This is a genomic window from Serratia sp. BNK-23, assembly GCF_047456145.1.
GTDB classification, from domain to species: Bacteria; Pseudomonadota; Gammaproteobacteria; order Enterobacterales; family Enterobacteriaceae; genus Serratia; species Serratia nematodiphila.
In genome coordinates this window covers 4825843-4840103 of sequence record NZ_CP179900.1, presented here as the reverse complement: position 1 = coordinate 4840103, position 14261 = coordinate 4825843, and the positions used below count along the sequence as shown (strand labels likewise).

Below are 14261 nucleotides of genomic sequence, written 5' to 3'. Positions count from 1 at the left end.
AAGACTGAAACCCGCGATTTTCTTGGTTTTGCCTGCGGCATAGCCAGATAAAAACAGCCGATGATCGAGTATACTCAGCCCGGTTCGAGGGGGCGGGTGAGAGTCAGCCCCCTTTTTGTTTCAGCCCGATTTTACGGAGAGCAGGTTTGCGGGTCAGGCGTTCGTTAACGATTAAGCAGATGGCGACGGTGTCCGGCGTGGCGCTGGTCACGATCTGCATTTTTATCGTGATCCAGTTATTCCACTTTGTGCAGCAGCGCAGGGATGACTACGCCCAGCAACTGGAGAATATCGCTCATTCCGTGCGCCAGCCGCTGGCGGAAGCGGTGCTGCGCATGGACGTGCCGGAAGCCAAAAAGGTGCTGAACACGCTGTTGCCGGTCGGCATTCTCAGCCGGGCGGATATCGTGTTGCCGAACGAGTTTCAGGCGCTGCACGCCAATTTCCCGCCGGAGCGGCCGGTGCCGACGCTGATCGCCCGGCTGTTTGAACTGCCTATCCAAATTTCCGTGCCGCTCTATTCGCTGGAGCGGGTGCCCGCCAACCAGCAGCCGCTGGCCTATCTGGTGCTGCAGGCCGATTCGTTCCGCATGTACCAGTTTATTCTCAGCATTTTGTCGACCATGCTGTCGACCTACCTGCTGCTGGCGCTGATCCTGTCGGTGGCCATCACCTGGTGCATGAACCGGCTGATGGTGCATCCGCTGCGCGCGATGGCCAAAGAGCTGGAGAACATCTCGCAGGACGAAGCGCCCTATCACCAGCTGATGCTGCCGGCGCTGCACCAGGACGACGAGCTCGGCCTGCTGGTGCGCAATTACAACCGCAATCAACAGACGCTGGCCAAGGCGCATGCCGATATGAGCCGCCTGAGCACCCGCCACCCGGTGACCGAACTGCCGAATCCTGCATTGCTGAACGCGTTGCTGGAACAGCATATCGCCTCCAGTCTGCGCCCTGAGCGTTTTAACCTGCTGGTGATCGGCATCGAGACGCTGCATGAAGCGTCTGGCGTGATGAGCCCGGCGATGCGTGAAGCGCTGCTGCTGGCGCTGGCGAAGAAGCTGCGCGGCTGCATCGACGAAAACGGCGTGCTGGCGCAGCTGAGCAATACCGAATTCGCCATTCTGGCCAAGGGCATTGAGCGGCCGTTCCACGCCATGCAGCTGGCGCGGCGCATCATGGCGGAGATCAATGCGCCGTTGACGCTGGAAGGTCTGGCGCTGCGGCCCAACGCCAGCATCGGCATCGCGCACTACCTCAATCAGGGGGAGAGCGCGGAACAGCTGCTGCGCAGCGCCACCTCGGCAATGATGTCCGCGCACCGCGAAGGAAAAAATCAGATCCTGTTCTTCGAACCCAGCCTGACGGAACGCACGCAGAAGCGGCTGACGCAGGAGAGCGAGATCCTGCACGGCATCGAGCAGCGGCATTTCACGCTGTTCCTGCAGCCGCAGATCGACATGCAGTCCAACGAGGTGATCGGCGCCGAAGCGCTGCTGCGTTGGCAACAGTATGACGGCAGCTATACCCTGCCGGCCGACGTTATCCCGCTCGCGGAAGAGCTGGGCGTGATCGTGCCTCTCGGCAACTGGGTGCTGGAAGAGTCTTGCCGTATCCTGGCGGACTGGCAGCAACGCGGCATTGCGCTGCCGCTGGCGGTTAACGTTTCCGGTATTCAGATGCAGGATGAAGCGTTCGTCCCGCATCTGAAAAACCTGCTGGCGCAGTATCGGATCGATCCGCGCAAGCTGCTGCTGGAGATCACCGAGACGGTACGCATCGACGATCTCGATCGCGCCCTGGCGCTGCTGCGCGAGTTGCACGACCTGGGGCTGTCGATCGCGCTGGACGACTTCGGCATGGGCTACTCCAGCCTGGAGTACCTCAACCGCTTGAAATCCCTGCCGATCGATTTGATTAAGATCGACCGCAGTTTCATTCAGGGGCTGCCGGGCGACGATGCGATGGTGCGCATCGTCAGTTCGATCTCCGAAGTGCTGGCGTTGCCGGTGATGGCCGAAGGCGTGGAAAACGCCGAACAGCGCGACTGGCTGCTGCAGCACGGCATTCGCAGTGGGCAAGGATTCCTGTTCGCTCGGCCGCTGCCGCGCGAAGCGTTCGAAGCCGAGTTTTGCCGCGCGGCGCCGTGAGCGTCGCGATACCTTTCCGGTACTTTTCCTCGTCCGAAAATCGCCATTCTTTATCTACCTCTTTTGCGTTAGTGCAAACAAAGGCTTACGCAATTTTCAGCTTTGCACCCCGACTGACGCGTTTCAGCTCTTAAATTCACATCAACCCCACACGGTGGGTGCAACAAATTATTTCCATGTTGTTAAGTGGGTGTTATTTTCCGCGCAAGCGATGAACAGGCTGGATTTTTAGACTGCTGCCTGGTGCGTGTCTTCCCCCCATAGGATGTTCATATGAAAACAACGATCTTTAAGAGCCTCTATTTTCAGGTGCTGACGGCGATCACGCTGGGTATCCTGCTTGGCCATTTCTACCCTGACCTTGGCGCCGAGATGAAACCTCTGGGCGATGGCTTCGTCAAACTGATCAAGATGATCATCGCGCCGGTGATCTTCTGCACCGTGGTGACCGGCATCGCCGGCATGGAAAGCATGAAGGCGGTGGGGCGCACCGGCGCCATCGCGCTGCTGTATTTTGAAATCGTCAGCACCATTGCGCTGATTATCGGCCTGGTGATCGTCAACCTGGTGCAACCGGGCGCCGGCATGAACGTCGATCCCGGCACGCTGGACGCCAAAGCGGTGGCGATCTACGCCGAGCAGGCGCAGCAGCAGGGCATCATTCCGTTCCTGCTGGATATCATCCCCGGCAGCGTGATCGGCGCGTTCGCCAGCGGCAACATTCTTCAGGTGCTGCTGTTCGCGGTACTGTTCGGCTTCGCCCTGCATCGTCTGGGCGACAAAGGGCAGCTGATCTACAACGTGATCGACAGCTTCTCGCGGGTGATTTTCGGCATCATCAACATGATCATGCGCCTGGCGCCGCTGGGGGCCTTCGGCGCCATGGCGTTTACCATCGGTAAATACGGCGTCGGCACGCTGGTGCAACTCGGCCAGCTGATAGTGTGCTTCTATATCACCTGCATCCTGTTCGTGGTGGTGGTGTTGGGCAGCATCGCCCGCGCCAACGGCTTCAGCATCTTCAAATTCGTCAACTACATCAAAGAAGAGCTGCTGATCGTGCTGGGAACCTCGTCGTCCGAATCCGCGCTGCCGCGCATGCTGGATAAAATGGAGAAGTTGGGCTGCAAGAAATCGGTGGTGGGTCTGGTGATCCCGACCGGATACTCCTTCAACCTGGATGGCACCTCTATCTACCTGACCATGGCTGCGGTGTTTATCGCTCAGGCGACCAACACCCACATGGATATCATGCATCAGATTACCCTGCTGGTGGTGTTGCTGCTCTCCTCCAAAGGGGCGGCGGGCGTGACCGGCAGCGGCTTTATCGTTTTGGCCGCCACCATCTCCGCCGTAGGCCACCTGCCGCTGGCCGGCCTGGCGCTGATCCTCGGCATCGACCGCTTTATGTCGGAAGCCCGCGCGCTGACCAACCTGGTGGGCAATGGCGTGGCGACCGTGGTCGTGGCCAAATGGTGTAATCAGCTGGATGAGAAACAGCTGAAAGACACCCTGAACAACAAAAATACCGGCGCGGACAAAACGCTGCCTTCCGCCTGATTTCGGCGGTAAATCACCGGCCGCAGCCGCGGCCGGTGAGCTTCTTCCCCTGCCTCGTAACGATTTTTTGCATTAAAAACCCCGCAATCTATTATTTTTCACTCTAATGAGTGACATCCGCAAAGGCGCGCGGTCTAACACGATGGTACACTTTCTGCTTTCCGCCCCACTGTGAAACTCAGGGCGTATTTTTATGATTCCATTGAATGGAATACACGCATTTGCATAAGAAATTGGATAGTCATTAAGTAGGGGTTCACATGCAGGGCACCAGAATTCATCTTATAGTTGGTGGGCTGCTACTGGCGGCAGCCAGTAGCAGCGTGCAGGCTGAAGCACTACAACCCGATCCTGCCTGGCAGCAGGGGGCGCTGGCCAACGGGTTTTCATGGCAGATTCTCGATACGCCGCAGCGGCCAAGCGACCGCGTGGAACTGCGGCTGATCGTCAATACCGGCTCTCTGGTGGAGTCTTCGCAGCAGACCGGTTTCGCCCATCTGCTGCCGCGGCTGGCGTTGGCGCGCAGCGAAAGCTTTACCGCGCCGCAGCTGCGCGCCCTGTGGCAACAGAGCGTGGATAACGAGCGGCCGCTGCCGCCGGCGATCATCTCGTATGATTTCACCATGTATAACCTCAGCCTGCCGAACAACCGGCCCGACCTGCTGAAAGAAGCGCTGGCCTGGCTGGCGGACACCACCGGCAAACTGGCGATCGACGAGCATACGGTGCACGCGGTGATGAATTCCAGCATCAATCCGGTCGGCACTTTCCCGCCCAATACCCAAGATGCCTGGTGGCGTTATCGCCTGAAAGGCTCGACGCTGCTGGCGCACGATCCGGCGCAGCCGGCGAAACGGCCGGTCAACCTTGAGCAGTTGAAGAAATTCTATCAGCAGTGGTACACACCGGACGCCATGACGCTGTTCGTGGTCGGCAAGGTTGACAGCCGCAGCCTGGGCGAGCAGATCAACAAGGCCTTCTCGCCGCTGCAGGGCAAACGTGAAACCCCGGCCCCGATGCCGACCCTGACGCCGCTGCCGCAGCAGCCGGTGAGCCTGATCAGCGAGCAGGTGAAACAGGATACGCTGTCGATCATGTGGGATTCGCCGTGGCACCCGATTCGCGATTCGCAGAGCCTGCTCCGTTACTGGCGTGGCGATCTCGCCCGCGAGGCGCTGTTCTGGCATCTTCAGCAGACGCTGGAAAAAAGCGACCAGAAGAGCCTGCATCTGGGCTTTGACTGCCGCGTGCAGTACCAGCGTGGGCAGTGCGCCATCCATCTGGATACGCCGAACAACAATCTGAACGGCAGCCTGGGCTTTATCGCCCGCGAGCTGGCCAACGTGCGTGATAACGGTCTGTCGAAAGAGGAATTCGATGCGCTGCTGGCGCAGAAAAACGATCAGCTGAGCAAGCTATTCGCCACCTACGCCCGCACCGATACCGACGTGCTGATGAGCCAGCGCCTGCGTTCGCAGCAGAGCGGGGTGGTGGATATCGCGCCAGAGCTGTATCAGAAATTGCGCCAGGAATTCCTGGCCAGCCTGACGCTGGAGACGCTGAATCAGGCGCTGAAGCTGCAGCTGTCTCAGGAGGCGACCCTGGTGCTGATGCAGCCGAAGGGCGAGCCGGAAATGAGCATGAAGCAGCTGCAGGAAACCTATGACGGCATCATGATGCCGGCGCCAGCGGTGGTGACGGAAGAAGCCAAACCGGCCGACACCGCGGTGGCTGCGCCGGCGACGGACGCCGGCGCGCAGTAATTCGCAGCAGGGGGCGCAGGCCCCCTAGTTGCGGTACAGCACCTTGATGATGTGGTAACCGAACTGGGTTTTGACCGGGCCGTAAGGTTTGAGCAGCGGTATGCTGAACACCGCTTTATCGAACGCCGGCACCATCGCGCCCTTGTTGAATTCGCCCAGCGAGCCGCCGTTGCGTTTTGACGGGCAGCTCGAATATTTGCGTGCCAGCGTGTCGAAGCTGACGCCGCGCTTCAGCTTGGCCAGCAGCTCGTTGGCCAGCTTTTCATTGTCTACCAGAATGTGCAGGGCGCACGCCGTTTTTGCCATGGTATTGCCTTTGTCGATGCGAAAATTGCGCTGATTATACCCGCTAAATCTCATCGGCGCTTTCTGCTACAATTCCCTTCCACGTTTTACAGTTGAGCAAGCCAGCACCATGCGATTAAACCCCAGCCAACAACAAGCCGTCGAATTCGTTACCGGGCCCTGCCTGGTGTTGGCCGGCGCCGGTTCCGGCAAGACGCGCGTTATCACCAACAAGATAGCCCACCTGATCCACCACTGCGGCTATCAGGCGCGGCACATCGCCGCCGTGACCTTTACCAACAAGGCCGCACGCGAGATGAAAGAGCGCGTGTCGCAAACCCTGGGGCGCAAAGAGGCGCGCGGGCTGATGATTTCGACCTTCCATACCCTGGGGCTGGAGATCATCAAGCGTGAATACGTGGCGTTGGGGATGAAGTCCAACTTCTCGCTGTTCGACGATCAGGATCAGCTGGCGCTATTGAAAGAGCTGACCGAAAAGTGGCTGGAAAGCGACAAAACGCTGGTGGCGCAGCTGATTTCGACCATCTCCAACTGGAAAAACGACCTGATCGATCCCCAGCGGGCGGCAGAGTTGGCGCGCTCGGAACGCGACAAGCTGTTCGCCCACTGCTACGGTCTTTACCACGCCCATATGCGGGCGTGCAATGTGCTGGACTTCGATGACCTGATCCTGCTGCCGACGCTGCTGTTGCAACGCAACGAAGAGGTGCGCGAACGCTGGCAGCAGCGCATCCGCTATCTGCTGGTGGATGAGTATCAGGATACCAACACCAGCCAATACGAGCTGGTGAAGCTGCTGGTGGGCAACCGCGCGCGCTTTACCGTGGTGGGCGACGACGACCAGTCGATCTACTCCTGGCGCGGCGCGCGGCCGCAGAACCTGGTGTTGCTGAAGGAAGATTTCCCGGCGCTGCAGGTGATCAAGCTGGAGCAAAACTACCGTTCCAGCGAGCGCATTTTGAAGGCGGCCAACATTCTGATCGCCAATAACCCACACGTGTTTGAAAAGCGGCTGTTTTCTGAGCTGGGGTATGGCGAAGAGCTGAAGGTAGTGACCGCCAACAATGAGGATCACGAAGCCGAGCGGGTGGTAGGGGAGCTTATCGCCCACCACTTCGTGAAAAAGACCAATTACGGCGACTATGCGATCCTGTACCGCGGCAATCACCAGTCGCGGGTGTTTGAAAAGATGCTGATGCAGAACCGTATCCCGTACAAGATTTCCGGCGGCACCTCGTTCTTCTCGCGCCCCGAGATCAAGGATCTGCTGGCTTACCTGCGCGTGCTGACCAACCCGGAAGACGACAGCGCCTTTCTGCGCATCGTCAATACCCCCAAGCGTGAGATCGGCCCGGCAACGCTGCAGAAGCTTGGCGAGTGGGCCAACCAGCGCAACAAAAGTTTGTTCCATGCCAGCTTCGATCTGGGGCTGAGCCAGCACTTGACCGGACGCGGGCTGGAATCGCTGCAGCGCTTCACCCATTGGCTGGGCGGCATCGCCCAGCAGGCGGAACGTGAGCCAGTGGCGGCGGTGCGCGATCTGATCCGCGGCGTGGATTATGAGAGCTGGCTGTTTGAAACCTCGACCAGCCCGAAGGCCGCCGAAATGCGGATGAAAAACGTCAACACGCTGTTCGGTTGGATGACGGAAATGCTGGAAGGCAACGATCTGGACGAGCCGATGACGCTGACCCAGGTCGTGACGCGCTTCACCCTGCGTGACATGATGGAACGCGGCGAAAGTGAAGAGGAGCTGGATCAGGTGCAGCTAATGACGCTGCACGCCTCAAAGGGGCTGGAGTTCCCTTACGTGTTCTTGGTGGGCATGGAAGAGGGGCTGCTGCCGCACCAGAGCAGCATCGACGAAGACAATGTCGATGAAGAGCGGCGTCTGGCCTATGTAGGGATCACCCGCGCGCAAAAAGAGCTGATTTTCACCCTGTGCCGCGAGCGCCGTCAGTACGGCGAGCTGGTGCGGCCGGAGCCGAGCCGGTTCCTGCTGGAGCTGCCGCAGGACGATTTGGCGTGGGAAACCGAACGCAAAGTGGTGAGCCCGCAGGAGCGGATGCAGAAGGGGCAGAGCCATCTGGCCAATATCCGCGCCCAGCTGGCCAAGGCCAAAGGCGGGAATTAAAAAGAAAGGGCGCGATTCGCGCCCTGGTCATGTCAACGTTGTTCTTCCAACCGCAGCGTCCAGTGGACGTAGCTCTGCCAGTGGCTTTCCTGCTCCAGCGCCTCGGCGCGCAGCGGATGCTGTTCCAGCCAGCCCGGCGGCAAGATCACCGTCAGTTCATCGTCCTGATTGGCGCGTAACCGCACCGCCGGCAGCGTGTCGTCGCGGCGGCGGCTGGCGAAGATGATCGCCAGGCGCAAAATGCGGCACAGGCGCTGCGCAGTGCGCGGCGGCAGGGCGTTTTGCTGGTTCAACAGCGACAGGTCGAGGGTGTTGCTCTGATTTTGCAGCAGGGTGGCCAGCAGTTTTTTCTGCGCCGGGGTAAAGCCGGGTAAGTCCAGGTGGCGGATCAGGTAGGCGGCGTGTTGCGGCGCCTGCTTGAAATCGACGCTGAGGCCGAGTTCGTGGATCAGGCTGGCGCTGTGCAACAGCTCGCGACATCGCGCATCCAGCTGCCACTCGTTGGCGACCTGCTGGGAGAAGTTGGCGGCGAGCTGGCTGACGCGTTCGGCCTGCTCGGTGTCGATCAGGTAGCGGCGCTGCAGGTTGCGGATGGTGCGGATGCGAATATCCTGCTCCACCGGCAGATGCAGCATGCCGTAAACCAGACCTTCACGCAGCGCCCCGCCGGCCAGCATCATGCTCTCGATGCCCAGCTCCTGGAAGATGGCCAACAGGATGGACAGGCCGCTCGGGAACACCAGCGCGCGCTCCAGCGTCAACCCTTCGATCTCCAGCTCTTCCAGCTTGCCGCACTGAATGGCGCGCTGTTTCAGCTGGCGCAGTTTGGGCAGGGTGATGCGCTCATCCATGCCCTGCGCCACCATGATCTCCTGCAGCGCTTGCACGGTGCCGGAAGCGCCGACGCAGATCTGCCAACCTTGCTGGCGCAATTGCGGTGCGATCGGCCGCACCATTTCGCGCGCGGCCTGTTCGGCGCGCTCGAAGTTTTCTTGCCCAAGGTTGCGATCGCTGAAGTAGCGTTCCAGCCAGGTGACGCAGCCCATCGACAGGCTATACAGCTGCGTTGCCTGTGCGCCGCTGCCGGTGACCAGTTCGGTGCTGCCGCCGCCGATGTCGACGACCAGCCGACGATCCGGCCCGCCGGTGGTGTGCGCGACGCCGTGATAGATCAGCCGTGCCTCTTCTTCGCCGCTGATCACCTGTACCGGGCAGCCGAGGATTTGCTCGGCGGCCTGCAGGAACTCATCGGCGTTGGACGCCAGACGCAGCGTGGCGGTGGCGACGACGCGGATCTGCTCGCGTGGTATGTCCTGCAGGCGTTCGGAGAACAGCCGCAGGCACTGCCAGCCGCGTTGCATGGCCTCATGCGACAGGTGATTGTTCTGATCCAGCCCGGCCGCCAGGCGCACTTTGCGCTTGATCCGCGCCAGAGTCTGAATGCTGCCGGCCACCTCGCGCACTACCAACATGTGGAAGCTGTTGGAGCCGAGATCGATGGCAGCATAAAGCGTGCTGGAACTGAGCATGGCGATCAGCTCGAACGTTTACGGTTGTTGCGCGGCGCGCCGCCGCGACGTGGCGCGGAGTTGCGACGTGGGCCGTTGCCGCCGCGCGGACGCGACAGGCGCTTCGGCGCCGGCAAATCGGTCAGCAGCGCATCGCTGTTGTACTTGCTCACCGGAATGCTGTGGTCGATATAGGTCTCGATCGCCGGCAGGTTGAGCGCATACTCTTCACACGCCAGGCTGATGGAGTGGCCGCTGGCGCCTGCGCGGCCGGTACGGCCGATGCGGTGCACGTAGTCTTCGCAGTCGTCAGGCAGATCGTAGTTGAAGACGTGCGTGACGGAAGGGATGTGCAGACCGCGCGCGGCGACGTCGGTGGCGACCAGAATATCGAGATTGCCTTTGGTGAAGTCGTCGAGGATGCGCAGGCGTTTTTTCTGCGCCACGTCACCGGTCAGCAGGCCCACGCGGTGACCGTCGGCGGCCAGATGGCCCCAGATGTCTTCGCAGCGGTGCTTGGTGTTGGCAAAGATGATGGCGCGATCCGGCCACTCTTCTTCGATCAGCGTCTGCAGCAGACGCATTTTTTCTTCGTTGGACGGGTAGAACAGCTCTTCTTTAATGCGGTGGCCGGTTTTCTGTTCCGGTTCCACTTCAACATATTCGGCGTTGTTCATCTGCTCGAAGGCCAGTTCGCGTACGCGATAGGACAGGGTAGCGGAGAACAGCATGTTCAGGCGTTGATCGGCCGCAGGCATGCGGCGGAACAGCCAACGGATGTCTTTGATAAAGCCAAGATCGTACATGCGATCGGCTTCATCCAGCACGACGACCTGCATCGCGCCGAGATCGACATAGTTCTGTTTGGTGTAATCGATTAAACGGCCGGTGGTGCCAATCAGAATGTCCACGCCGCTTTCCAGCACCTTCAGCTGTTTGTCGTAGCCGTCGCCGCCGTAGGCCAGGCCCAGTTTCAGGCCGGTGCTCTGGGAGAGCGCTTCCGCATCGGAGTGGATTTGCACCGCCAGTTCACGCGTAGGCGCCATGATCAAGGCGCGCGGCTGATTGGTCTGGCGATCCTGTTTCGCCGGGTGAGTCAGCAAATAGTGAAAAGTAGACGCCAAAAACGCCAGCGTCTTTCCGGTACCGGTTTGCGCCTGACCTGCAACGTCACGCCCGGAGAGCGTGAGCGGCAATGCTAACGCCTGGATGGGCGTGCAATTGTGAAACCCTTTTTTCTCAAGGGCTTCAAGGACTAACGGGTGCAGGGCGAAGTCGGAAAACTTCTGTTCGGTCAAGTGTGTTTTGCTCATAGTGTGGTAGAATATCAGCTAACTATTGCTTTACGAAAGCACATCCGTTGAAATAAACGCGGTGCAATAAAATCACCTTGAGTTGGTTAATGCTACACCAACAAGGTAGACATAATCCTGTGGAGTAGAACATGAGCGATAAAATTATTCACCTGACTGACAGCAGCTTCGAAGCTGACGTGCTGAAAGCGGAAGGGCCGATCCTGGTCGATTTCTGGGCTGAATGGTGTGGGCCGTGCAAGATGATTGCTCCGATTCTGGATGAGATTGCCGAAGAGTTCGAAGGCAAACTGACCATCACCAAGCTGAATATCGATCAGAACCCGGCTACCGCGCCTAAGTACGGTATCCGTGGCATCCCTACGCTGTTGCTGTTCAAGAACGGTGAAGTGGCCGCGACCAAGGTTGGCGCGTTGTCCAAAGGTCAGCTCAAAGATTTCCTGAACGCGAATCTGTAATCGGGCGGGAAGCCCAGTATCAGGCGCCTGGCGGTGATGTTCAATTCACCGCTAGACGCCTGCCAAGAAGCGTGTTAAGTTTAACCACACTGCATATAGAACTTGCCCGAAGTTTTAAATCTAAAGAGTTTGAATCTAAAGCTATACTCTGTGTCGAATCACTGGCGTTGAAAGTAAACTGAACTCAGCCCGTGTTTTGGCAATCAAACGGTTTTGCAAAAATCATTTTTAAGGTACCTTCGATCTTCAACCGTCAATGCGTGCGCCCGATGTAAGCCATTTCTTACCGCGACGGCTCTGCGCCCGGTGATCGAACGTCCAGTAAACAGGCACGCATTTCGCTGCCATACCATTCACGATACAAGTTCGAGACATACCCCGAGTTTAAGAACCCACCACTATGAATCTTACCGAATTAAAGAATACGCCGGTTTCTGAGCTGATTACTCTCGGCGAAAATATGGGGCTGGAAAACCTTGCCCGTATGCGCAAGCAGGACATTATCTTCTCCATTCTGAAGCAACATGCGAAAAGCGGAGAAGATATCTTCGGCGACGGCGTGCTCGAGATATTGCAGGATGGATTCGGTTTCCTCCGCTCTGGAGACAGTTCCTACCTCGCCGGTCCCGACGACATCTACGTATCCCCTAGCCAAATCCGCCGCTTCAACCTCCGCACTGGTGACACCATTTCCGGTAAGATTCGTCCGCCAAAAGAAGGCGAGCGCTATTTTGCACTGTTGAAAGTCAACGAAGTCAACTACGACAAGCCGGAAAACGCCCGCAGCAAGATCCTGTTCGAGAACTTGACGCCGCTGCACGCCAATTCTCGTCTGCGGATGGAGCGCGGCAACGGCTCGACCGAAGACCTGACGGCGCGCGTACTGGATCTGGCGGCGCCTATTGGCCGCGGCCAGCGTGGCCTGATCGTGGCACCGCCGAAAGCCGGTAAAACCATGCTGCTGCAGAATATTGCGCAGAGCATTGCCTACAACCACCCAGACTGCGTGCTGATGGTGCTGCTGATCGACGAACGTCCGGAAGAAGTGACCGAGATGCAGCGCCTGGTGAAAGGCGAAGTGATCGCCTCGACCTTCGACGAGCCGGCTTCGCGTCACGTGCAAGTGGCCGAAATGGTGATCGAGAAGGCCAAGCGCCTGGTTGAGCACAAGAAAGACGTGATCATTCTGCTCGACTCCATCACCCGTCTGGCGCGTGCCTACAACACCGTGGTACCGGCCTCTGGCAAGGTGCTGACCGGTGGTGTGGACGCCAACGCCCTGCATCGTCCGAAGCGTTTCTTCGGTGCGGCGCGTAACGTGGAAGAGGGCGGCAGCCTGACCATCATCGCGACCGCGCTGGTTGATACCGGTTCGAAGATGGACGAAGTGATCTACGAAGAATTTAAAGGTACCGGCAACATGGAATTGCATCTGGCGCGTAAAATCGCCGAGAAACGCGTATTCCCTGCGATCGATTACAACCGCTCCGGTACCCGTAAAGAAGAGCTGCTCACCACTTCCGAAGAGCTGCAGAAAATGTGGATCCTGCGCAAAATCATTCACCCGATGGGTGAGATTGACGCGATGGAGTTCCTCATTAATAAGTTGGCGATGACCAAAACCAACGATGAATTCTTCGATATGATGAAACGCTCATAATTCGTTAAAAAATTCGCTGAACGCCACGCCTAGTCGTGGCGTTTTTCGCTTTTGGCGGATACGATAAGTAGCAGTAATGGAAAAGTAAGTTGTTTCCTCGACTTATTGAGAATTCATCTTGTTTGTCGGTCGGCCCGGTGCCGGTCGGCTTTGCTGCTGTCGTTTTGTCAGCCGATGCGAAGAAAATAGGCATGAATCACCGTTGTCATAGGAAATGACCGAAAGGTGGCGGGGGTCGATGGCACAAGCTATTGCCCGTGGTAAGCTGCCTTATCTTCTACAGAGATCTGTTAACTGTGAACTTACTCACTATGAGTACTGAAATTCTATTTGTTTTCCTGTTTTCTTTGGCTTTTCTCTTTGTTGCCCGCAAGGCGGCAAAACGTATTGGTCTGGTAGATAAACCCAATTATCGCAAACGCCATCAGGGGTTGATTCCGCTGGTCGGCGGTATTTCCGTTTATGCCGGGTTGTGCTTCGCGTTTTGGATTTCCGAACAACCTATCGCGCACGCCAAGCTTTATCTCACCTGCGCCGGCATTCTGGTGTTTGTGGGCGCGCTCGACGATCGTTTCGACATCAGCGTTAAAATCCGCGCCCTGGTGCAGGCGCTGGTCGGCATCGCCATGATGGTGTTCGCCGGTCTGTATCTGCGCAGCTTCGGCCATGTGCTGGGTGACTGGGAGATGCTGCTGGGGCCGTTCGGTTATCTGGTGACGCTGTTCGCGGTATGGGCGGCGATCAACGCCTTCAACATGGTCGACGGCATCGATGGCCTGCTGGGTGGGCTGTCGTGCGTTTCCTTCGGGGCGCTGGGCCTGCTGCTGTACCTGAGCGGCCATCATGAGCTGGCGTTCTGGTGCTTTGCGATGATCGCCACCATCGTTCCCTATATTTTGCTCAACCTCGGCATCCTCGGCCGCCGTTATAAGGTGTTTATGGGGGACGCCGGCAGCACCCTGATCGGCTTTACTGCCATTTGGCTGCTGCTGCAAAGCTCGCAGGGTAAGGCTCACTCGATCAACCCGGTGACCGCGCTGTGGATCATCGCTATTCCGCTGATGGACATGATAGCAATCATGTACCGTCGTTTACGCAAGGGGATGAGCCCCTTCTCTCCCGATCGTCAACATATTCACCACCTGATCATGCGCGCCGGCTTTACGCCGCGGCAGGCTTTCGTGTTGATCACCCTGGCGGCCGCATTGCTGGCGGCGGTGGGCGTGATCGGCGAACGCCTGACTTTTATCCCTGAGTGGGTTATGTTGGCATTATTTTTGCTTGCTTTCTTCCTGTACGGTTACTGCATCAAGCGCGCCTGGCGGGTTGCGCGGTACATTAAGCGTATCAAGCGCCGGCTGCGGCGTTCGAGCGATAACAAGCAAGTATCTTAACCAGAGGCTTTT

10 protein-coding genes are annotated in these 14261 nt (G+C 58.4%); 7 read left to right on the top strand and 3 right to left on the bottom strand.

What is annotated here, in order from left to right:
- The first annotated feature begins 146 nt into the window (after positions 1–146).
- The 3 genes from hmsP (at position 147) to ACMGF9_RS23005 (ending at position 5476) form a co-directional block, all read left to right on the top strand.
- Positions 147–2153, top strand: a complete 2007-nt coding sequence (hmsP, locus tag ACMGF9_RS23015) for a biofilm formation regulator HmsP (RefSeq protein WP_015376245.1) — start codon at positions 147–149, stop codon at positions 2151–2153.
- Between the two features lie 273 nt (positions 2154–2426).
- Complete coding sequence (locus ACMGF9_RS23010; RefSeq protein ID WP_015376246.1) at positions 2427–3713, top strand: dicarboxylate/amino acid:cation symporter; 1287 nt, start codon at positions 2427–2429, stop codon at positions 3711–3713.
- Between the two features lie 260 nt (positions 3714–3973).
- Positions 3974–5476, top strand: a complete 1503-nt coding sequence (locus ACMGF9_RS23005) for a M16 family metallopeptidase (RefSeq protein WP_031300297.1) — start codon at positions 3974–3976, stop codon at positions 5474–5476.
- A 24-nt stretch (positions 5477–5500) separates the two neighbouring features.
- Here the strand turns inward: ACMGF9_RS23005 and ppiC are convergent, their stop codons facing one another.
- On the bottom strand, positions 5501–5782 hold the full coding sequence (ppiC, locus tag ACMGF9_RS23000) for a peptidylprolyl isomerase PpiC (RefSeq protein WP_004934175.1): 282 nt from the start codon (positions 5780–5782) through the stop codon (positions 5501–5503).
- A 109-nt stretch (positions 5783–5891) separates the two neighbouring features.
- Here ppiC and rep point away from each other — a divergent pair, with 109 nt between their 5' ends.
- The gene (rep, locus tag ACMGF9_RS22995; RefSeq protein WP_004934177.1) at positions 5892–7916 is read left to right on the top strand and encodes a DNA helicase Rep; all 2025 of its coding nucleotides are present in this window, start codon (positions 5892–5894) and stop codon (positions 7914–7916) included.
- A gap of 32 nt (positions 7917–7948) precedes the next feature.
- On the opposite strand, the gene ppx is transcribed toward rep, so the two are convergent.
- Both ppx and rhlB read right to left on the bottom strand, forming a co-directional pair.
- Positions 7949–9445 (bottom strand): exopolyphosphatase, encoded by a 1497-nt coding sequence (gene ppx, locus ACMGF9_RS22990; protein ID WP_049278782.1) that lies wholly within the window; start codon positions 9443–9445, stop codon positions 7949–7951.
- Positions 9446–9450: 5 nt separating this feature from the next.
- A complete protein-coding gene (rhlB, locus tag ACMGF9_RS22985) occupies positions 9451–10737 on the bottom strand; it encodes an ATP-dependent RNA helicase RhlB (protein ID WP_015376249.1) in 1287 nt (428 codons plus the stop codon).
- A gap of 131 nt (positions 10738–10868) precedes the next feature.
- Between rhlB and trxA the strand changes: the two genes are divergently transcribed.
- From trxA to wecA, 3 genes are all read left to right on the top strand, one after another.
- Positions 10869–11195, top strand: coding sequence for a thioredoxin TrxA (gene trxA, locus ACMGF9_RS22980; protein WP_004934187.1), 327 nt, complete (start codon positions 10869–10871; stop codon positions 11193–11195).
- Positions 11196–11595: 400 nt separating this feature from the next.
- Positions 11596–12855 carry a transcription termination factor Rho gene (gene rho, locus ACMGF9_RS22975; protein WP_004934188.1) on the top strand — a complete coding sequence of 420 codons (1260 nt, stop codon included), beginning with the start codon at positions 11596–11598 and terminating at the stop codon, positions 12853–12855.
- Positions 12856–13151: 296 nt separating this feature from the next.
- Positions 13152–14249, top strand: a complete 1098-nt coding sequence (gene wecA, locus ACMGF9_RS22970) for a UDP-N-acetylglucosamine--undecaprenyl-phosphate N-acetylglucosaminephosphotransferase (protein WP_004934192.1) — start codon at positions 13152–13154, stop codon at positions 14247–14249.
- Positions 14250–14261 lie beyond the last annotated feature (12 nt).

Excerpts from the sequence above, each read along its gene's own strand:
- rep (WP_004934177.1), top strand. The coding sequence starts at position 5,892 with ATGCGATTAAACCCCAGCCAACAACAAGCCGTCGAATTCGTTACCGGG.
- ACMGF9_RS23010 (WP_015376246.1), top strand. The coding sequence starts at position 2,427 with ATGAAAACAACGATCTTTAAGAGCCTCTATTTTCAGGTGCTGACGGCG.
- ACMGF9_RS23005 (WP_031300297.1), top strand. The coding sequence starts at position 3,974 with ATGCAGGGCACCAGAATTCATCTTATAGTTGGTGGGCTGCTACTGGCG.
- rhlB (WP_015376249.1), bottom strand. The coding sequence starts at position 10,737 with ATGAGCAAAACACACTTGACCGAACAGAAGTTTTCCGACTTCGCCCTG.
- rho (WP_004934188.1), top strand. The coding sequence starts at position 11,596 with ATGAATCTTACCGAATTAAAGAATACGCCGGTTTCTGAGCTGATTACT.
- ppx (WP_049278782.1), bottom strand. The coding sequence starts at position 9,445 with ATGCTCAGTTCCAGCACGCTTTATGCTGCCATCGATCTCGGCTCCAAC.
- trxA (WP_004934187.1), top strand. The coding sequence starts at position 10,869 with ATGAGCGATAAAATTATTCACCTGACTGACAGCAGCTTCGAAGCTGAC.
- ppiC (WP_004934175.1), bottom strand. The coding sequence starts at position 5,782 with ATGGCAAAAACGGCGTGCGCCCTGCACATTCTGGTAGACAATGAAAAG.